General features: G+C 37.1%; 21 protein-coding genes and 1 pseudogene. 5 read left to right on the top strand and 17 right to left on the bottom strand.

Annotation, left to right across the window (positions count from 1 at the left end; translation table 11 throughout):
• The first annotated feature begins 393 nt into the window (after nucleotides 1-393).
• Nucleotides 394-1,629: an IS110 family RNA-guided transposase gene (locus tag L2D08_RS17840; RefSeq protein WP_242235781.1), complete on the top strand. Its 1,236-nt coding sequence runs from the start codon at nucleotides 394-396 to the stop codon at nucleotides 1,627-1,629.
• Nucleotides 1,630-1,866: 237 nt separating this feature from the next.
• Here the strand turns inward: L2D08_RS17840 and csaA are convergent, their stop codons facing one another.
• On the bottom strand, nucleotides 1,867-2,199 hold the full coding sequence (gene csaA, locus L2D08_RS17835) for a chaperone CsaA (protein ID WP_242235811.1): 333 nt from the start codon (nucleotides 2,197-2,199) through the stop codon (nucleotides 1,867-1,869).
• Between the two features lie 203 nt (nucleotides 2,200-2,402).
• Between csaA and L2D08_RS17830 the strand changes: the two genes are divergently transcribed.
• Nucleotides 2,403-3,242, top strand: coding sequence for a tyrosine-type recombinase/integrase (locus L2D08_RS17830; protein WP_242235778.1), 840 nt, complete (start codon nucleotides 2,403-2,405; stop codon nucleotides 3,240-3,242).
• A gap of 116 nt (nucleotides 3,243-3,358) precedes the next feature.
• On the opposite strand, the gene L2D08_RS17825 is transcribed toward L2D08_RS17830, so the two are convergent.
• A complete protein-coding gene (locus L2D08_RS17825; RefSeq protein ID WP_242235776.1) occupies nucleotides 3,359-4,492 on the bottom strand; it encodes an FAD-dependent monooxygenase in 1,134 nt (377 codons plus the stop codon).
• Nucleotides 4,493-4,616: 124 nt separating this feature from the next.
• Nucleotides 4,617-5,468: an aldo/keto reductase gene (locus L2D08_RS17820; protein WP_242235775.1), complete on the bottom strand. Its 852-nt coding sequence runs from the start codon at nucleotides 5,466-5,468 to the stop codon at nucleotides 4,617-4,619.
• A gap of 174 nt (nucleotides 5,469-5,642) precedes the next feature.
• Here L2D08_RS17820 and L2D08_RS17815 point away from each other — a divergent pair, with 174 nt between their 5' ends.
• Nucleotides 5,643-6,077 (top strand): MerR family transcriptional regulator, encoded by a 435-nt coding sequence (locus L2D08_RS17815; RefSeq protein WP_242235773.1) that lies wholly within the window; start codon nucleotides 5,643-5,645, stop codon nucleotides 6,075-6,077.
• 674 nt (nucleotides 6,078-6,751) lie between these two features.
• Here the strand turns inward: L2D08_RS17815 and L2D08_RS24335 are convergent.
• From L2D08_RS24335 to L2D08_RS17770, 8 genes and pseudogenes are all read right to left on the bottom strand, one after another.
• Nucleotides 6,752-7,936, bottom strand: a complete 1,185-nt coding sequence (locus tag L2D08_RS24335; RefSeq protein ID WP_309241407.1) for a (R)-mandelonitrile lyase — start codon at nucleotides 7,934-7,936, stop codon at nucleotides 6,752-6,754.
• Nucleotides 7,937-8,373: 437 nt separating this feature from the next.
• A pseudogene (locus tag L2D08_RS17800) lies at nucleotides 8,374-8,630 on the bottom strand (oxidoreductase); the annotation flags it as partial.
• Nucleotides 8,631-8,743: 113 nt separating this feature from the next.
• The gene (locus L2D08_RS17795; protein ID WP_242235771.1) at nucleotides 8,744-9,253 is read right to left on the bottom strand and encodes an SMI1/KNR4 family protein; all 510 of its coding nucleotides are present in this window, start codon (nucleotides 9,251-9,253) and stop codon (nucleotides 8,744-8,746) included.
• Nucleotides 9,254-9,592: 339 nt separating this feature from the next.
• Complete coding sequence (locus L2D08_RS17790; protein WP_242235769.1) at nucleotides 9,593-10,588, bottom strand: type II asparaginase; 996 nt, start codon at nucleotides 10,586-10,588, stop codon at nucleotides 9,593-9,595.
• A 43-nt stretch (nucleotides 10,589-10,631) separates the two neighbouring features.
• Nucleotides 10,632-11,735, bottom strand: a complete 1,104-nt coding sequence (locus tag L2D08_RS17785; protein WP_242235807.1) for a threonine synthase — start codon at nucleotides 11,733-11,735, stop codon at nucleotides 10,632-10,634.
• 72 nt (nucleotides 11,736-11,807) lie between these two features.
• On the bottom strand, nucleotides 11,808-12,182 hold the full coding sequence (locus tag L2D08_RS17780) for a RidA family protein (RefSeq protein WP_242235767.1): 375 nt from the start codon (nucleotides 12,180-12,182) through the stop codon (nucleotides 11,808-11,810).
• A 10-nt stretch (nucleotides 12,183-12,192) separates the two neighbouring features.
• Entirely contained in the window at nucleotides 12,193-12,843 is a 651-nt protein-coding gene (locus L2D08_RS17775; RefSeq protein WP_242235765.1) for a helix-turn-helix transcriptional regulator, read from the bottom strand.
• Nucleotides 12,844-13,113: 270 nt separating this feature from the next.
• Complete coding sequence (locus L2D08_RS17770) at nucleotides 13,114-14,007, bottom strand: DMT family transporter (protein ID WP_242235763.1); 894 nt, start codon at nucleotides 14,005-14,007, stop codon at nucleotides 13,114-13,116.
• 240 nt (nucleotides 14,008-14,247) lie between these two features.
• On the opposite strand from L2D08_RS17770, the gene L2D08_RS17765 reads away from it, so the two are divergent.
• Together L2D08_RS17765 and L2D08_RS17760 are read left to right on the top strand one after the other, a co-directional pair.
• The gene (locus tag L2D08_RS17765; RefSeq protein WP_242235761.1) at nucleotides 14,248-15,117 is read left to right on the top strand and encodes a LysR family transcriptional regulator; all 870 of its coding nucleotides are present in this window, start codon (nucleotides 14,248-14,250) and stop codon (nucleotides 15,115-15,117) included.
• A 221-nt stretch (nucleotides 15,118-15,338) separates the two neighbouring features.
• Entirely contained in the window at nucleotides 15,339-15,929 is a 591-nt protein-coding gene (locus L2D08_RS17760) for a hypothetical protein (protein WP_242235759.1), read from the top strand.
• A 119-nt stretch (nucleotides 15,930-16,048) separates the two neighbouring features.
• Here L2D08_RS17760 and L2D08_RS17755 read toward each other — a convergent pair whose 3' ends face one another.
• The 6 genes from L2D08_RS17755 to L2D08_RS17730 form a co-directional block, all read right to left on the bottom strand.
• Nucleotides 16,049-16,402: a hypothetical protein gene (locus L2D08_RS17755; protein WP_242235757.1), complete on the bottom strand. Its 354-nt coding sequence runs from the start codon at nucleotides 16,400-16,402 to the stop codon at nucleotides 16,049-16,051.
• Between the two features lie 40 nt (nucleotides 16,403-16,442).
• On the bottom strand, nucleotides 16,443-16,907 hold the full coding sequence (locus L2D08_RS17750; RefSeq protein ID WP_242235756.1) for a GNAT family N-acetyltransferase: 465 nt from the start codon (nucleotides 16,905-16,907) through the stop codon (nucleotides 16,443-16,445).
• A 137-nt stretch (nucleotides 16,908-17,044) separates the two neighbouring features.
• Entirely contained in the window at nucleotides 17,045-17,788 is a 744-nt protein-coding gene (locus tag L2D08_RS17745; protein ID WP_242235753.1) for an amidohydrolase family protein, read from the bottom strand.
• Nucleotides 17,789-18,044: 256 nt separating this feature from the next.
• Complete coding sequence (locus L2D08_RS17740) at nucleotides 18,045-19,391, bottom strand: MFS transporter (RefSeq protein WP_242235751.1); 1,347 nt, start codon at nucleotides 19,389-19,391, stop codon at nucleotides 18,045-18,047.
• Nucleotides 19,392-19,418: 27 nt separating this feature from the next.
• Nucleotides 19,419-19,850 carry a MarR family winged helix-turn-helix transcriptional regulator gene (locus L2D08_RS17735; RefSeq protein WP_242235749.1) on the bottom strand — a complete coding sequence of 144 codons (432 nt, stop codon included), beginning with the start codon at nucleotides 19,848-19,850 and terminating at the stop codon, nucleotides 19,419-19,421.
• A 609-nt stretch (nucleotides 19,851-20,459) separates the two neighbouring features.
• Entirely contained in the window at nucleotides 20,460-20,816 is a 357-nt protein-coding gene (locus L2D08_RS17730; RefSeq protein WP_242235747.1) for a hypothetical protein, read from the bottom strand.
• Between the last annotated feature and the right edge of the window lie 88 nt (nucleotides 20,817-20,904).

Genomic DNA, 20,904 nt, shown 5'->3' with positions numbered 1-20,904 from the left:
TTGCTGTTTACTCCTTCTTATCTATCGTATAAATGTACAAACTTTACTTTAAGTTTACCAGTTACATTTGCTTAGGGTATGCATATAAATTTAATGCTTAGTCAACAGTGCGTCCATACTCTATATTAAAAGCCCCGGCTGTTTTTGACAGCCAGGGCTTTTCCAACACAACATAATTACATTTTTGTTGCATTAAGGAGCCAGTTTTATAGTTCACTTTTTCAATTAAAGCCCCCGTGGGACTTGAGATCCCGTCAAGTAAACAGTTCGCCCCCTACTTGCTTAAACATGATTTGGCTGGTTGGGACCAAGATCTCGTATAACAAGCGAAGCTATGACACTGCAAGAAGGATTAGGGGTTACCGGCAATATTCGTATTGGAGGAGATAAAGAATGAATCCAGTGGTTGGTCTGGATGTAGCCAAAGGTGAAAGTCAAGTTCAAGCGTTCTTGGAAAAAAAGAAGCCTTACAAAGGCAGTTTTAAAGTGGCACATACCCTTGAAGGACTAGAGAGCTTACACCAATACCTAAGAGAAATCGAAGACTTAACAGGAATTCGACCTCCGGTCGTTTTAGAGTCTACTGGGCATTACCATACACCCGTTGTTCAGTATTTCGAGGAAAAAGGTTATTTATTAATTATCATTAACCCACTCATCTCTTATCGAGCACAGAGCTCTTCTTTACGCAAAGTAAAGACAGATGTACTTGATGCTTATCATCTTTGTGAGCTGTATTATAAAGAGGATTTGGAGCCTCATAAAAAACGAGGAATCCAACTCTTAAATCTTCGTAATCTTACAAGACAACACGAAAATATAACAGGCATCTATGTACAAACAAAACTTCAATTTCAAGCAGTGCTCGACCAGGTATTCCCTGAGTATCAGGGCGTTTTTGGGGATTTGTATTCAGGTGTTTCTTTACTAACTCTATTGGAATATCCTACATCGGAAGATGTTTTGGCAGCTGATGAAGCAGTGTTAACCAATAAAATCGATGAATTATATAAAAGCCGTTCTAAGAATTGGGCAAATACTCAGGCAAAGAAACTGATAGAAGCAGCAACTAGAAATCCTTTTCAGAAAAACCTGTATCAAAGCCATATCCTCAGCATCGAAATGTACATCAAAATGCTTATAGAATACCAAAAGCATCTATCTAAGCTTGAAGATGAGATAGATGCTTTGGCAAAAGAAATGGAAGAATATAAGATTATCCAATCAATCCCTGGTATCGGAGAAAAAATCGCGGCAACGATTATTTCTGAAATTGGTGAGATTGATCGGTTTAATCACCCTAAAAAGCTCGTAGCATTCGCCGGGATTGATCCCAGTATCTATGAGTCTGGTCGATTTAAAGGCACTGTAAACCGGATTACAAAAAGAGGTTCGATTAGATTACGTCACGCCTTGTATATGGCCGTTCGATGTGCCATCCGTGATTGTCGTAAAAAGAAAACAACGAATGAAATCATCCCGAGAAATAAGAAACTGCGTGAGTTCTATGATAAAAAACGGGAAGAAGGAAAGCCTTATAAAGTAGCTGTAATCGCATGTGCCAATAAGCTCTTACAGTGGATATATGCCCTTTTAAAAAGCCATTCCACATTCCAAGATATAGCTTAAATAAGAAATAAAACAAGACCATACAAAACTTTCCAATGGTTTAAATTAGGAAGGTTATTTGGCATGGCCATTTTTAGTATAGCATGAACAATTTCAAGTTTTTATTGAAAAATGTTGACAAACTATTAGCTGGTTTACTTTAAGTACACTTCTTCACAATCTAAAATGCTTAACACCTTAAGTGGAGGGCTATTCTTCTTCTTTCACCCCGTGGTTGGAACATTACCAGGATCATACTTAGGCAATCGGTGTACCATTTTTAACAGGCTCATCGGGCTTTAAGAGCACTACATCACCCTCTTCTGGAATGCCACCGATAACTAGTACTTCAGATTTGAATCCTGCAATTCGACGAGGGGGAAAATTTACAACTGCGATTACTTGACAACCTATTATTGTCTCTGGAGTGTACCTTTTTGTTATTTGTGCACTAGATTGTTTAATTCCTAATTGTTCACCAAAATCAATCTCTAGTTTAATTGCTGGCTTACGAGCCTCTGGAAAAGGTTCAGCACTTATTACAGTACCAATACGAATATCTAGCTTTTGAAAATCCTCAATCGTTGTTATGGACAAAATAATAACCTCCAAAAAAATAAATAAAATTCATTGTTTATCCCTAAAATCCCCCAATTAACTTAATATTTCCACTTCAACATTCGTTATTCCTTCTTGAAATAACCTGCTTCGATAGTTGAATAATCTCTTCCGTTTCAATTTCTATAGTCAAGTTAATAATTCCTTTGAAAGAAATTTTAAGGGGGAGATGTATTTTGTTATTATCACAAGCATGGAAAACGTATGAATCGGATAAACGAATAGAAGGATTCTCGCTACAAACATTAAAAGCATATCAACTTCAAGTTACCTTGCTTATTCGTCATTTGGGAGATATAGAAATCAATTCACTTACAACAGAACAATTAAAAGATTATTTATCTGAATCTAGCAAAACATTAAAACCTTCATCGTTAGCTCACCGTGTTCGTTCAATAAAATCGCTTCTTCGCTGGTCATATGAGGAAGGACATATCAGTATAAACCCTGCAACTAAAATTAAAGAACCAAAGGTAGGGAAACGAATTCCAAAGTTTTTAACAGAAAGGGAGATTGAACATCTTCGTGAAGTCTGTTATACGCCTTTGGAAAAAAGTCTATTTGAGTTCATGTTTTCGACAGGTTGTAGAATTGGAGAGATAGTAACACTTGATAAGATTAATATAAATTGGTCTAATCATTCTGCCATAGTTAGGGGTAAAGGGGACAAGGAAAGAGAAGTTTATTTTAATATTCGATGCGATATTTGGCTTAAACGATATATAGAAAGTCGGAACGATAATGATGAAGCGATCTTTGTAACAGAAAGGCATCCGCATCGAATGAGCAAAGCACAAATGAGATATATCATTAAACGTATATCCAGACGGGCAGGTATTAATAAAGAAATCTATCCCCATCAATTGAGACACAGCTATGCAACTCATTTGTTAAATAATGGCGCCCCCATTGAAGTGATACAAAGTTTAATGGGACATGAGAAAAGTGAAACAACTCGGATATATGCTGAGTTAAGTGGTCAACTTAGGAAGGAATTTTATCAGAAGTATTTCTAATAAACCAATAAGAGCAACGAGATTCAAATAACCATCGTTGCTCCATTTAAACTCTTGCCCCCGTTAGTTTAAGTACAACACTTCACAAAATATTTCATATGCGGCATACAATACATTTATCGCCCAAATGAGCGACTAAAAGATTGTCCAGATTGCACGATTTGACGTGCATTTTTTAGCCGAAGAGATTCATATTCCAAAAGAGTTTTTGCTGCTGAAGTTCCTCGTATCCTCTTTGCAACACATTCTGCTAAGGTAGCAGCATCTTGTAAGGAAGCATTAAATCCCTTTGCAGTTAGTGGTGTAGGTAGATGTGCAGCATCTCCAACCAGTGCTATACGCCCTTTCACAAGGTTGTCGGGAACATATTCGGCAATCGGAGTTCCAACAAGATTACGTGTTTCAATACTATGAAGAATTGCGTCTAACCATGGTTGTGTCCACCTAACAGAAGCCTTTTCAGCCAGCTCAATCAATGTCTGTTCCGGGATGTCTAAAGCATGAAGTGAATGTTGAACAACGTCTTCTTCCACGCATCCAAGACGACGTAACAGATCATTTTGCGTGTTATCGTACCAGGCCCATCCTAGCCGTCTATTTCCTAGAGCGGTAGAACCGTCTGCTCCGGCAATAATAGTTCCGAGTAAAAAGTCACCGATACCATCCGGCATACTAAACTTCGGGGCATGAAGACTAGGCCGGCTTTTTTCAGGTATGTCGTTCTCATCTACAATAGCTACCCATATTAAGTATCCAGCAAAAGTTGCGTTCGGTTTATGCGGTGCAACTAAGCGACGCACGGTACTTCGGTGACCATCTGCACCAATCAAAATATCTCCACGAAATGTCTCATCCTTATCCGTCACCGCCCAAACGAAGTCTTTGTCCTGATGAACAGATTGAACGCGCGTATCATATAGCAGGTCAATTCTAGGATCAGCTTCGGCTGCTGTGCGTAATCGCAACTGTATAGATGACCAGGCCTCAGCCGACCTAATTCCATTTGAAGCAAGTTTTCTTAAGAATTTCGCCGTTTTAGTCCGATCAATTTCTCCACTGTCAACTTGAAGAACAGCACCACTACGTGGTGTCGCCCCAACTCTCTCTAAAATGGTAACCTTCAGTCCAGCTCGTGACAGAGCAATCCCTGTCATTAGTCCAGAAAGCGACGCACCGACAACTATAGCAGATCCGTTAGCTTCTTTGATAAAAGTGTCATTGGTTGATTCACTCCGGAAATCTCTTCTCATTATTATTCCTCCTCCTTATTGGTAATATCTTCAAAAAAGAAAAACCGAATTTCCTAATTGGAAAATCGGTTTTTTGATGATGAAAAACATTAAATATCGGGTTATACAAGTGTGTCATTTTTAATTATTCATGAATTTTCCATTCGTTTAACATCTTAGCCATATCGGCAGAAAAATGATCAACTATTTCACTTTTTCCAATATCCATAGTAGCAATAGCAGCCATATCTTCATCACTTAAAGTGACATCCCATATATTAAAGTTTTCAACAATACGCTCTTTATGAACAGATTTTGGAATTGACACAACACCACGTTGAGTATGCCAACGTAAAATAACTTGTGCTACTGTCTTGCCATATTTAGCTCCAATACCATCCAGTAATTCATTTTGGAAGATATCCTTCTGACCTTCTGCAAATGGTCCCCATGATTGTAGTTGCACGCCATATTCTTCCATAACCGTCTTTGCAACTTTCTGCTGGAAGAACGGATGGGTTTCCACTTGGTTTACAGCCGGTACAACTTCATTGTTCAGAATTAAATCAACTAGACGATCCGGATAGAAGTTAGATACACCGATAGCACGGATCTTTCCTTCTTTATAAAGCTCCTCCATTGCCCTCCAAGAACCGTAATAATCATTGAATGGTTGGTGAATTAGGTATAAATCAAGATAATCAAGGCCTAGTTTCTTCAAGGAAACATCAAAGGCTTTTTTTGCACTTTCATAACCTTGATCCTGAACCCAAAGTTTTGTTGTGATAAAAAGTTCTTCCCTTGGAATCCCGCTTTTTTTGATGGCTGCACCAACTGCCTCCTCATTCATATAGGCAGCTGCCGTATCAATAAGACGATATCCGGCTTCAAGTGCATCGGACACTGCCTGCTCGCATTGGGCTGGATCAGGAACTTGAAATACACCAAAACCTAAGATAGGCATCTCAACACCATTGTTTAATATTACTTTTTCCACAAAAGATTCCTCCTGAATATTACAAAAGTTGTGACAAGTAATGCATGTTCCCAGCTATTCTTCTGAGGTTTACAATTTCAGCATCCTTGTGCTAGTGTAAGCCTATCACCTTCGGGTAACACGAAGGCAAGAGATTTTAATCAATTTTAGTAAAAATTTTTTAGGGGTGGTTAAATGTATACTGTAAAAGAAGTGTCTAAGCTACTTGATCTGACTGAACATACCGTTCGTTTTTATACGGATAAAGGATTAGTTCCAAGTGTAAAGCGTGACAAAAACAATAATCGTCTTTTTGATGAAGAATCCATTAATTGGCTTATAGGTGTTAAATATCTGAAACAATGTGGTATGTCGGTGGAAGACATTAAATCCTATGTGGATTTGTGTTTGGAAGGACGTTCTACCATTGAAGAACGCTATGAAATCATTAAGAAACAAAAAGCCATTGCTCTAGAACAGTTGGAGGAAGCAAAACTAAGAGCTAAATATATGGAAGAAAAATTAAATCACTACCTTGATATTATCAATGGTGTGATTTCAGATGACACGAATCCTGGAGAGTGGGAGCCAAAATATGCTAATACCCCGCACAAAAAAGAAACAAGCTGATTTTCTGTTGAAAATCAGCTTGTTTTAAAGTATTGAAAACCGATGAATGTCTAATAATTTGTTGGATTTCTTTCCATGAACTTCGTAAATACGCAGTTAGGGATACGGAATTGGGATGACGGAGATGTAAAAGATTAACCCCATGCCAACAATGCTCTGAGGACTTCAGGGGCGTAGTATTCATAGTCCACCCCGCTTTCGGCCCTTTCTATCGTAGATGCCCCCCTTCCCAGTCCGGTAAACACACCTCTTTCCTCTCTTGCAGCCCACGTTTAGGTGACGTCCGGCAGGCGGGTACGGCGAGTTAAGGTCCAGACGATGAGATTAATGGCCAGGGCAGCAATCATAATCGCAGCCCAGCCGCCGAACGCCCAGAGAGGACCTGCGATAACCGACCCGAGCGCACCCTCGAGGAGGTTAGTGTTAAGTCGGCTGCGTGCAGAACCAGGCAGAATGGCAGCAAGAATGATTGCAGCACCGGCCGCAATTCCATAGATTACTCTCCATCCGAAGGTGTTTCTTTTTTCAGCCTTCGAATGCTTTTTGATTTAAAACGTAATGGTTTATCTGTGCATACCTGTTTCACCAAGTAGATTGTACTTTTGCTTCATTAGGAAATTAACTAGACTTGCTTGAAAACAAGCTGTTAACCATGATTATCTCAGCAGAGAATTTTATTTTGCCCTGCTGCTTAAAACCTGATCTAACACTTCTTCGGCATTATCAGCTTCTTTTTTCCCAACTTCGTCTTCAAGGACTGATATCACGTTCTTCATCTGATCCTCCGTCAGGCCGGTATTAAACCCAATGTTAAAATGGGACTGGAGCTGAGAGTTGACCCCCTCCATATTAGAGAGTGCTGCAATGGTTGCTAGCTCCCTGCTCTGGAAATCCAAAATACCGCGTCCGAAAATATCTCCGAACAAGTGTCCTTTCAAGAACTCATCAATGGCCGGGCTGAATGTAAACATCGCCCCTGTAACCGGTGCTCCAACTAGTCTGGTCTGAATTTCCGTTCCAAGTTCGATACTGGTTTTGTCAGCAGGCAGCGGGCTTGCTTCCGGTCCCATCTCATCCTTAATGCCTTGCGCTTCACGGTCTTCCAGCACGGCCATGAAAGTGTCAATTCCATTCAGGCTGCGCGGGAATCCGGCATAGGCATACATCTGCACGAGAATCTCCTTGATCTCATTGACAGTCAGGCCGGCATCCAAACCTTCGTTCAAGGCAGTTTCTAATTCAGGTATATTACCATCAGCCGTAAACGCGGCAATAGTCACAATATTTTCTTGTTTTTCACTTAAGGCTTGTGCTTCATCTTTTTCTTTATTATTCTTTTCTTTTTTTACTTTCTCTTTTTCACTTTGAACACCATATTGCTCTTCCGTAACCTTCTCCAGCCATTCTGCGTTTTGGCCATCAAGGACGCCCGTAAGAGCCATATGTGTCATAGCTTTTGTCGATGAAGCTCCATGCCAATGCTTGACACCAGGCGGGAACCAGACTACATCGCCTGCCCGAACCTCTTGAATCGGGCCGCCCCACTCCTGTACCCAGCCGACACCTTCTGTAATGACCAGCCTCTGACCTTTCGGATGAGTGTGCCAGGCGGTTCTTGCTTTTGGCTGGAATGTCACATAAGCACCGGAATAGGATGCCGAATCGTTTTCAGAGAACATAGGATCAACACGTACATTACCGGTAAAATATTCGGCCGGACCCTTATAAGAATCCTGCAGGCTGCCTCGAGTAATGATTGTTGAATTAGAATTTTCTTCGGCAGCCATTACCTGGCCTGCATAAGGGCTCGCTGAAGCAAGCAGGGAAAGTGACAAAATCATCGGTGTAAGTTTTTTCATTGTTTTCTCCTCCTACCAACTAATTGTTTGAAAGTTAAAAAGTAAACGAGCATTGGCGAACAGCTTTAACATTGATTCATCTGAAGAAATAGAAAACTATAATCTGTACATCGAAGTTATGAATTTTGCTATCCCCTCACCTTCGTAAAGTTTTCACTGTTCGTGCTGCTAGAGTCTACACTACGTTATTGACCCAGGCTGTAACACGGTGACCATTTTACAAATTAGAGTTAACTCTAAGTCAACAAAAAACCCTTAATTTTAAGAATATTCTTTAATTAAAATTAATAGATTTAGTATAATTTTAATTAAAGGAGATTTTTCCAATTAAAACTTATATACAATACCGAGAAGAAATGAAAAGGCTGTCGAGGTCTTCTCGACAGCTTAAGCTTTAGAAAATGAATAACTCTTAATTTTTCTCTATCTTGTAATCATTACCGAGGCTGACTTGTTGGCCCAATTGTAAACTCATTAACATTCGTATCTTCTGGTTGATCAATCGCGAATGCCACAACATTGGCAGCTCGATCAGGTGAAATACCATATTGTTCGTACAACGCAGTCATACCTTCTGAAACATTCTTATCCGTAATCGTATCCAACAATTCTGTGTTGATCGCTGATAAATAGTTGCTGTGCGAATGTTAGTACCTTCTTGGGCAGATTCCATACGTAAAACTTCTATCAAATTAAATAAAATATCTTTCTTCAACTAACCTGCACCGTTTGTTCAATAAGAAAAGGAGGTGCCGCAGCTACCTCCGTTGTTAAGTTAAAGTACCCCGTTACTTTAAGTACATTTGTTCACATATTTGGCTTACTTCTTCCATAGCTAGGTTTTAATTTTTTGCGGTCCAATGTGGAACCGCGAAATAGTTTAGATAAAAAAATATCGAAACTAGGGGCAATTTCAATGCTTCCCCATTGCATTTCTTCTTCTGAATAATCCTCATAAAAATAAGCGACCGATGGAATATCGTTATTTCTATAATCCAATGCTATCCACGAATGATAATCGCCATTTAATAAAATAAGATTATCAGGCAGACCAAGTTTATTAATAACGCTTGGACTTGATAAAACGCTAAAACCTTCTGGGTCTATTCCATTCATACTGTGCATTGCAGTTCTTTCTTTTTCATCTTTTATAAAGAAATAAGGATATTCCAACTCTCCTCCGTTGTGTTCCCTTAATAAGTCTAAATAGGATTTCGGAAGTGTAACAGATAATTCTTGCTCAGCTTTATTAATTGCAATCTCTGCAACAGGCTCTAGACCTTCTTTCCAAAAATTCTTATCTGTATAAAAATCCACATAAATCACCTCTTAATTATCCATATCCTATTGTTTATTAAATAATACTGTTCAACTAACCTGCCTCGTTAGCTGAATAAGAAAAAGCTGCCGAAATGACAGCCGAGATATTAAATAAGAGCCCCCGTTAGCTTAAGTACATTTTTTCACATACTTCAAATGAGGTAGTTCCCACAATCATTGTGACTACAAAATTTTCTCCATTACAACGTAGGATTTCCCTTCTTTTATGAAACTGCAGTTGGTCTCTTGTAAACCAAACTTTTTATAATAATCCACCTTATTTTTTCTGGCATTACACCAAATTTTTTTCATTCTTCTAAGGAACACTCAAAAAAATTAGTATATATGAAAATACTGTTGAATCTCATTTTTATCATTTGTTAAGCTTAATGCGAGCATAAGAAGAATCCGTGCTTTTGAAGAATTTAATGATTCAGATACGATATATCCGTGTTGATTATCCATATCAGTACGGCTAACAATTCCCGTATTGAGTCGAGATGACCGTATGACGATAACCCCCTTGTTTAACGCATCCTGAATTCCAGCCTCTGCTTGTTTGGAAATAGTATAGCCTCCAGCCGTAGCTACAACAATTCCTTTTGCACCTGCTTGTACCGCTGCGTCATATAAATACCGATCGTCCCCTTGATGCGCATATATAATCGAAACCTTAGGCAACTCGTTGATTAATCTTATGTCAAAGGCTGTTTCGGCAGTATGGCGATAGGTAATATCTTTATAAAAATAGTAAACCTCTCCTCCAACAATTGAGCCAATGTAACCTTGTTCCAGGGCTTTAAACGAATCTACCGTTGTAGGATTTATTTTTGTCATATAACGTGCGGAACCGATTCGATCATTGAGAACAATAAGCACACCTTTCCCATATGATTTTTTATCACAAGCAACTTTCACACCATTATAGATATTTAACGGACCTTCTGCACTAATCGCTGTTGCTGGTCTGACTGCTCCAACAATCACGACTGGTTTATGGCTTTTAATCACTAAATGTAAAAAATACGCGGTTTCCTCCAGTGTATCTGTACCATGTGTGATCACAACACCATCTACTTCTTCATGTAACAAAGTTTCATTTATATATTTACTTAACGCCAATAGTCGTTCTGTTGTCATATCCACACTATCAATATTAAACAACTGTTCAACCTTTATATTCGCAACATTTGCTAAATCCGGAACTTCTTTTAATAATTCATCAATAGACAAAGCGCCAGGTTGATAGCCCGTAGTCATTGTACTTGAAGTACCAGCCCCTGCAATTGTTCCACCAGTTGCAATAATTTTTATCGTTGGCTTGTTTCTCATGTTAGCTCTCCTATATCTTTTTCACCTAGCTGGCCTTCTGGGTTTATTTTGACTTAATACCTGCACCGCAAAGAGGTATGATTATTTTTTCTTCTGGTTCCTTTTTATACTTGATGTAGCCAGCATAGTTTACTGCTGATGTCACTTCCACATAAAATCCTTTCTCACTAAGTTTAGCTCGTGCACTCAGAATTTCATCTTCTTCAATATCAATAAATGTACCATTGGTATTACGTACAGCTTCTAAAATTTGTTTGGAACGGGCTGGTGCAGCAATAGCTATCCCTTCCGCTAGAGTACCTCTATTCGTAACAGGTTGTGCTGATTCCTCTCCGGTTTGGTAAGCTTTCACAAGAGGTGCACAGTTCTCCGCTTGAATGGCAACGATTTTTGGTATTTTATCAATTAATCTATTTTCAAATAACTCTTTAAAGCCATAGTACGCACCTAGGAGAAGCGTACCGTTTCCAACCGGAATAATTAAAGCATCAGGCGTACCATTTAATTGTTCATAAATTTCATAGGCATATGTTTTTGTTCCTTCATAAAAATAAGGATTATACACGTGACTTGCGTAAAAAACTTTTTCTTCGTCTACTGCTTTTTGTGCCGCAGCTGCAATGTCCTCTCTTGTACCATGAATCTCTTTAATCGTTGCTCCATGGGCTTTTATTTGAGCGATCTTTTTCGGTGAAGTTTCATCACTTAGATAAATATCACAGGCAATATTACAACGTGCTGCATAAGCTGCAATTGCCGTTCCTGCATTACCACTACTATCAGCAATTACTTTTGATACCCCTAATTCTTTTGCCTTTGTCATCAAAACAGCGGCTCCTCGATCTTTAAAGGATAATGTAGGCATCATGTAATCAACTTTTACATACGTATTTGGCTCCATAGGATCTAGAATGATTAAAGGTGATTGACCTTCACCCATTGTCACGGATTCCCATGTCTTAGAATCTTTTGCGAATGGCATGGTTTCAAAATAACGCCATAATGAGTTTGGATAGTTATTCCAAGCTGCAATATCAATTTTCGGGGTATCTTTTACTATGTTTAATACTCCGCCACATTCACATTTCCATAAAGTTGGTGTAATATCATGCTTTTTGCCACAACTGTTACAAATAAATTGTTCCATCATTTATCAATCCTTCTAAATATTTTTTTATATAAATTAGACTTTTTTATACGAAATATTTAAAAAAATATACTAAATATATGCAATGGCATCAATTTCAATTTTGAATCCAAAATGTAATTCATTAGTTGGTACAACGGCACGAGCTGGTTTATGTTCACCGAAAAATTCCTTATAAACAGCATCTACTTTATCCCATAATTTCACATCCGGAATATACAATGTCATACGCAAAATCTGTTCTTTTTTACTTCCAGCTGCTTCTACAATCATTTCCACATTCTTAAGGGCTTGTAGTGTTTCTTCTTCGATGGTGCCAAATTTCTTTTCACAGGTTTCTGGACTAATGGCAAATTGCCCTGATACATAGACAGTGTTCTGATGAACTGTTGCTAATGCATAGTGTCCATTTGATTTTAAATTTCCTACTTCAAAAATGCTTTTCATTTGATTCTCCTTAACTTGATTTATTTTTGATTTCATCCAAATAACTATAAACTGTTACTTTGGAAATGCCTAACAAAGATGCGACCTTCTCAACAGAACCTTTCATTAAAAAAATGCCTTTTTCGTCCATAAATCTTATTAATTCAATCTTTTCATGGCGTTTCATGACTGGATGAACACTGTTTTGAATGATTTGTTGAATCAATTGATCCACTATTCCTTCAACATTTTCAATATCATCATTTGATTTTGTTTTATTCTCTTGAACTTCAACTGGTGTAGAAAGAAAATTATTCATAAATTGTTGCATTTGATTCAGTGCTTCAACATCAAAATTTATGCAGAAAGCACCAATCACTTTTTGCTTGGAATCACGTATTAATGAAGTCGAAGAACGAATAGTACGGTTATCTTCTGTTACAAATGTATAACCTGCAAGATAATCTTCTTTAAAATCTTCTGATTGTAATACAGTCTTCACCAGGTGATCAAATGATTGACCGATTTCTCTTCCTGTAACATGGTTATTTACTGTAAACATTACAGATGCCTGAGGGTTCATCAAATCATGAATAACGACTTCACAGTTTGGTCCAAACATTTTTGCAGTGGATTTTGCTATAGGGATAAAACTCTCTAATACTTTCTTAATTTCTTCCATGTATAACTACCTCATTTTTTAAATTCTATTCAATTATAGATTTTTTTATACAAAAAATCAATGCATAGATTTTTTTATATAATTTTAAAAAGTTTATTAGCGAATCACCTAAAAATGAATGATTAGATAGGTTTTCTTTAACTAAACTGCCCCTTTAATTTAATAAAAAAGAGATGCCGCAGCATCTTCCGTTCTTAAATATAAGCCCCCATTACTTTAAGTACAATTCTTCACATAGTGGGAAACGAATGCTTCCCACTGTTTTTAACGTTATTCAGCTGGTGTTTTCATTAATCTTTTTGAAAAGTTGACTGATCTAATTTCACTAACAAATGTAGCGCCTAATAGCAATACACCACCAAGCATTTGAACAATTGTCATTTGTTCTTGCAGGATAAGTACAGAGATCAATATAGCTACAAATGGATCTACATAACTTAGCATAGCTATACTCTGTCCTTTTAATTTTTCCATACCGGAGAAAAATAACCAAAATCCAATCCCTGTATTGATGATCCCTAAAATTAAAATAAAAGGAATGGAAGAACTTGATACTTCAAAGATACCAAAGCCTTCAGTAAGGAAAACATATGGCATTAGAAGTAAAGTGGTTATTCCAAGCTGAATGATGGTCAGCTCTAACTTTCCCATACCTTTAATAAATTTATTTAAAAGCAATAAAGCAGCATAAAATGCAGCTGCGATTAATCCAAAGGAAAGTCCAAGTATATCATCTGATCTGGATGCACTCATGCCTTCTCCTACAATCATTAACATACTTATGATCGCTACACCAATACACACAATTTTTTTAATGGATAATTGTTCCCGAAGTACAAAGGGAGAAAGAATCATCACAAACACAGGTGCAAAGTAATAACCTAGCGTTGCATTGGCAATTGTCGTATGGTCATACGATTGATAAAGAAAAATCCAATTTCCTCCCAATGCAATACCTGAAAGAATCAAAAATAAAGCATTAGATTTAACTAAATTCCATGATATTTTTTTCTTAATCATGAAGAATATTAGCAGTAAAAATAAGCATCCTAGAAAACTGCTTAGTAAAGCTCTTTCGCTCGATGATAGATCAATGTATCGAACAACTAAACCAATTGTACCGAAAATAATCATTGATAATATAAACTGAATTTTAGATTTCATCGTCTACTCCTCATTTCAATCACAGTCGGAATGTGCTTTGCGTAGACCCTTTCTTGTATCGGAGACTTATAGCTGTCTGGTACTTTTTCCATAATCTCACTCACAAAAAACATCTTTACATACCTTTTCCTTTCCTAACTTGAATTTTTAATAGTAAAAACATATCATGTTTACAAGTATTACAAAAACGAATATTTCTCATGATGTGTATGGTGAAATCAGATGTAAGGGGCAAGAGATATGAATATCCAAAAATATATGGCATTTGTCAAAGTAGCAGAATTTGGCAGCTTTACAAAAGCTGCCGAAGCATTGGACTATACACAGTCTGGGATCAGCCGTATGATTAACGATTTAGAAACGGAATGGAGGGTTTTCCTTTTCGAAAGAGGACGTGCCGGTATCAGTTTAACCTCGGATGGCTTAAAGTTACTGCCCCAATTAAAGCGAATCTGTAATGAGCATGAAATCTTAATGACGCAGATCGAAGACTTACACGATATGCAGTCTGGGATGATTCGTATTGGGACATTTTCCAGCGTAGCAACCCATTGGCTCCCTAACATTATTAGAATTTTTAAGAAGGATTACCCAAAGATAGATTTTGAACTTCTGCTTGGTGATTATACAGAAATTGAAAGCTGGATTCTAAATGGTCGTGTTGACTTCGGATTTGTGCGGCTGCCGTCAAAAGCAGAACTAGAAACGATCTTTTTGGAGCAAGACCGTTTGCTGGTAGTAATTCCGCAAAATCACCCGCTTGCTAATTGCGAAAAGTTTCCAATCAACGACTTACTGAACAGTCCGTTTATGCTATTAGAAAAGGGAGCAAAAGCAGAAATCTCTGAAATTTTTGAGAAGCATCGTATTTCACCGCAAGTTAATTTTACAACATGGGATGACTATGCCATTATGTCTATGGTGGAAAACGGGCTAGGAATCAGTATATTACCGGAATTGATTTTACAGCGTATTCCTCACAAAATTATAGCGAAAGAGCTTGAAATTCCTGCTTTTAGAAATATTGGTATTGCTATGAGAGAGCAAAAATCACTTTCTCTTGCGTCCAAGAGATTTTTAGAATATTTATCATATAGGAACAGGGAATGAAAAAGTGTCTTGCACTAATCTGCACCGTTTGTTCAATAAGCGCAACAACTCCCATTCTTAAACGTAAGCCCCCTTAGTTTAGGTGCAACTCTTCATACTAAATGAAACAAACGTAACGATTCCATTAAGAAAAATGACAGCCTAACAGGGTTTCAGCGTCTTTATAAAATAATAGTCTAAATGAAATAAGAACAAGTGAAGGAAGGTCGGGAGGGTTGTATATGTTTTCTAATCTACAATTACGAGATTTAATTGCAGGGAAAATAGTTGGTAACAAGTTCCCATATGATACAGATAATGAGCAAGAAATTGAAGCTCATATACGACGATTATTTTATCGAATTAATCGTATTCCCAATTTAATATGTGAAGCTGAGTGGAATCATTTTGGAAGCGGCTATGCCTCTTTTGTTGAATTCTTTTGCTATCTGAAAGAAGATGTGACAGTCGTTGAAGAAAAGTACGGTCGTCGAGAGGAAAAGACGGAAGGCATTATTATTGACATCTGCCGTTTAGCACCTGTAGCGATAATGGGCGAAGATGACAGATATAAAACAATTCGTATCGAAACAAATGAAGAAGTTGGTGGGGCTTATGGTTCCTTACTTGATGGCCCAAAACGATTGTATATAAGCGAGAAATTCCAAACAATTGCGGAAAAATTGAAACAAGCATTAAAAGAGTTTGATTATGAACTCTTAGAAGTAGAAAGAATTAATAAACTTTTGCCCTTTCAAGCGAAAATTCCAACGTTTTATCGTGAACCGGGAGATTATTTAATAATGGATGCTATTTTTTATTGGGAGGATTAATTTAATGATTTTAATACAGTTTCCGTATGGAGCTATTCTACCCTTTAATTGAGGAAGAAAAAAGACCGGCTTGAACAGCAGCCGGTTCTTAAACTCTTGCCCCCGTTAGTTAAAGAATATTAAAATTGAGTTCCGTCACACCCGCACTCATATTCCTTGAAGTTATATTCTTTGTACAGTCTAAAATCTTTAAAATCACTTGTATCCGATTCGTAAACCTTAACCAAAGGGGCAACATCTACCTTTGCCAATTCCCTTATTTGTTTATCCAAGTCCTTAGTTGAGTCTATATTATATTCGTTCATATCCAAATAAATATTATTGTGTTCACAAACCTCGTACGTCACTGCAAAATAATTTTTTTTCATAAGTCTACTCCCTAAATTTTTTGTAGCCCTATTATACCTAATTCTTGTTGAACTATCCTGCACCGTTTGTTCAATAAGAAAAGGAGGTGCCGCAGCTACCCCCATTTTTCACCTCAAGCCCCCGTTAGTTCAATAACCATTTCTTCTAAAGGTGTAATTTTAATCCTTCATGCGATGCCTTAAAACCTAACTTTTCATAGAACTGAAGTGCTTCGGGCCTCTTTTTATCTGTTGTTAGTTGAACCATATGACATCCACGCTCTTTGGCACGTTGAATTGCCCATCTAATTAACATAGATCCTACACCTTTCCCACGTACTAAAGATGCAGTACGAACACCTTCAATTGTGGCTCTCCATCCTCCTTGATGAGTAATGTATGGAGCAAACGTAATCTGTTGAACACCTACTACCTCTTCACCATAACAAGCCACAATCAATTCATTGTTTGGGTCAGAATTAATAGATTGAAATGCTTTTAAGTAGCTTTCTGGCAAAGGCTGTTTATAAAGCTCTCTTTTGCTTCCTAAAACATCATCTGAAAGCATATACACAATCCTGTCGAGGTCTTGTATTGTTGCTTCCCTAAATGTAACTTGATTTATATTCATTAGAATCTCCCCTCCAATGTAACCACGATAAGTTTTTGTTCCATTAGACAGTCGAGATATTAAACAAAAGCCCCATTAGTCTAAGTGTGCGTACTCAAACACTTTAGTATTTCATTCTTAATCTAATGGGAACTGAATTATTTAAAATACCATTTTAAAGCGTTTGTATACAAGATTTTATCAGCAGCTTTTTCATCAAACAGATGCTGAATCAATTCAATATCTTCATATTCAAAAGGTCTTTTCGCTCTTGTTGACGGCAAATCTGTACCAAACATAAGTGCATCAGGATTTGTTTCGTATATGGATTTTAAAGCGTTTTCAACGTTGAGTTCCACACGCCCAAAACCTGTTGCTTTTACATGTATACCTTTATCCACTAATTTTAACAAATGCGTTAGTCCTTCTTCGGACAATCCTAAATGGTCAATTGAAACAGCAGGTAATTTTTCAATCGTCGATGCAATTTCAGGCAACTCTTTTGCATCAATATAAAGTTCACTATGCCACCCGGCCAAATCATAAACTCTTCTTGCAAAGTAATCGAGCTTTGATAAATCCTCTGAACCGCCTCGTTTGATATTAAATCGCAATGCTCTTACCCCATTGTGATGTAAGCTTACAATTTCATCATCCGTCACGGTAAAGGGCAATTGCGTCACACCGCAAAATGCTGGACCCATTTGTTTAAGTGCCTTTAATAAGTATTCCTGGTCAAATCCTTGAAAAGACCCAGACACAATCGCCCCGCCTAATACATTCAAATCAGCAGTTTCATTTTGATAATCTGTTACCACATAGCTCGGTGGTGTATATCCCTGGTTTTCGATAATCGGAAAATTAAAATCAATAATATGGAAGTGTGCATCAAACATTCTCATGATCATTCCCCTTTCTTTTCTTTAACATATCAAATAGGATACATAAGTGGAATTATGAATTATCAATTAAAACTCATAACTATATCTTATTGATTAAACTACTTTTTTAGTTGAGGAAGAAAAAAGACCGGCTCTGCTGTTCCAGCCGGTTCTTAAACTCTTGCCCCCGATAGTTCAAGTGTAATTTTTCACAATCTTGTAAGGGAATAAAAAAGGGAAACGACTATTTTGAGAATCAGCTCGTTAAGCAAAGACATTAAGCGTGAGATTCGGCTTTAGAGGAAACTTTAACTTTTAATGAAAGCATAGCCCCTAATAAACCGGCAACCAGCATAATTAAGAAAACCCCTTTAAAGTGAATATACTCAACTAGAGAACTTAAGACAGATAGTCCAATAGTTCCTCCAGTAAAAGTTAACATATTAAAAATTCCCACTCCGACATTTAACAAGTTTTTTGGTAACACCATTGTCACCGCAGCCATTGATGATGACTGCATCATGGCAAATCCAATCCCTAACAGAATAAGATTAATTGTCATATTTATACTCCAAATTGATCCCGGTATTAATACCAATCCAAGAGAACCTAGAGATGTAAAAGACATTCCAAGTATCATGAAAATTTTGCTCCCGAGCCGGTCAATAAAACTACCTACAATTGGAGAAACAATCATCATAGTAATTGGAAGTAAAAATAACGCCAAACCTGTTTCTTTTGGACTTAAGCTATACAATTTACTCCAATATAAAGGAATTAAAAATAATGAACCATATAACATTGCCATCTGTAACGCCCTACTTATGGAAGTGCTATTAAAAGAAACATTTTGAAACAACTGCAAGGGTATGAAAGGAGCATCTACTCGTTTTTCTGTGAAAATAAAAGCAGCAAAGGTTACAATACATAACAATGCCAAAATACCATTAGATATGGAAAAAATTCCATACTTGCCTGCATTTGAGATAAGGAGCATTAAAAAGATTGTAAATGCCGAAAAGTAAATAGCTCCTTTTAGATCGAAGGACGCTTTATTCCTTGTAAGTTCTTCATCTTTCGGTATAACGTACAAACTAAAAAGGAAACCCAGAATAGAAACAGGAGCAACAATATAAAAGATTGAATGCCAGCCTAAATAGTCAGTCAGAATGCCCCCTAAAGGCGCACCTATTGCTGTTGAACTGGCTACAACCATCCCTAAAATCCCCATCGCTTTTCCTCGTTCTTTTGCAGGAAAGTGTTGAGAAATAATGACCATCGCACATGGAAGACAAGCAGAAATGGAAATCCCTTGAAAAGCTCTAAATATAATAAGCCATGTTAAGTTATATGTAAGTCCGCATAAAATAGAAAAAACTGAAAAGAGCGCTAAACTCCATATATACAGTTTGCGGTTACCGATTATCCCGCCAATTTTGCTAGAGAGTGGCATGAATGTCGCAAACAATAGTGTGTATATTGTAAGAATCCAAGTGGAAATCTCTACAGAAGTTCCAAGACTTTGAGTGATAACACTCACTGCAGTATTTGGCAATGCAGCTTCTAAATTTCCAACAAAAGCGCCGATAACAACAGTAAATAAAATTAAATATTTATTATTCATTATTTAACCTACTTTCTAATAAAACCATTAGTTCTCTTTCAAATGTATAACTAGCCGGCCAAGTAACTCGTTTAAAACCATTATTTCTTGGTCATTGTAAATACTGTAAGTTTTGTCATTGAAATCATTGCGTGATGATTTCAATTGTTCGTAAACACGGCGTCCTTCCTCTGTAACCTTCACCCGAATTCGTCTTTTATCTTCGGAATCTGGATACAAAATAACTAAATTTGATTCCTGAAGACGGTTAATCATCCCCGTCATATTTTGTTTTGTTACAAGAGTTTCTTCCTTTAATTCACCAATTGAAATATCTCCTCTATTAATGATTGTTCTAAGGATAACCCATTGCTGAATGCTATTAAGCCCAACATCCGCAACCATCTTTGCCCCATATCTACTTAAAAGATTGGAGATTTTAAAGAAGTCTAAAGTAATGTCTGTTTTTAAATTTTCCATATAACCCTCCTGATTTAGTCAACTAGTTGACCATTTATACAATTGTAACCTAGAACCCAATTACAATATTAGAGGGTTCAATAAATTTAGTCAAGTTGTTGACTAAATTTATTGAATGATTATTTTCTTGTTGAGCTAAACTGCCCCGTTGGTTTAGGAAGACACATTACAATAATAATTGCATTTATGTCGCATTTTATTTCACTGCTCAACGGTAGACCTATACTGTTAAGTTATGAATACTAAAACTGAAAAGGGTCATAATTACGCACGAAGTAATCATGACCCTTTTTCTTATTTATTTTAGCTACTGGTCAATGCATATCTCTAACTTTTTTCTTTGTGTAAAAAGCGAGTGAGAAGGGGATTAAGGGAACAAGAGTAAGTAACTTAAACCAATTCTCGGCACCCCGAAAATAAAGCATTGGTAATAGAAAAGCTATTACGCTAATAATTAGAGACTGCCAAGATTTCTTGCACAATCCATAAGAATAGAAGCTCATTTGATTACCTCCTATTTTCAACTTAAAGGCGTTTTATTTGCCTCACTCTATGGGATCAGTCCCTAAGCGCTCTTTTTGAATTGATTTTTTGCTGATTTGTAGTTAGTCAGATATTCTCATTCAAATAACTTACGATCAGAGCTTTTCTGCTTGCTTCATCTACTGATGGCTCACCAGTTCTTTTATCATACTGGATCGTTGCTTCCAACTTCTCAATGTATGCTCCCGTAGTAAACCCAATATTATCAGCTACGGCATATATAACTTTTTTTAAAGTCTCGTGATACTTTTTTTCATCACCTTCACATAAACTTTCAACGCCAATATAATCAATCAACGCCTTTATTCCAGATAACAAAATATCTATTTCTTCGGTCTCTTTACTTTTAATTTTAACTTGGACATTATATTGTCCATCCTCTTGAATATGAGTTTCAAGTTGCATTTCGTTGTACTTGGCCATTTAATTTCCTCCAGTGCATTTTTTATTTCTTATCTTAGATAGTAGTTGAGCGAAACTGTTAAGTAAAAAGCTTTTTCGGTAACCGGGT

Origin of the sequence: Domibacillus sp. PGB-M46 (genome assembly GCF_022668875.1) — a bacterium.
Classification (GTDB): domain Bacteria; phylum Bacillota; class Bacilli; order Bacillales; family Domibacillaceae; genus Domibacillus.
This window is presented reverse-complemented; position numbering and strand designations above follow the sequence as displayed.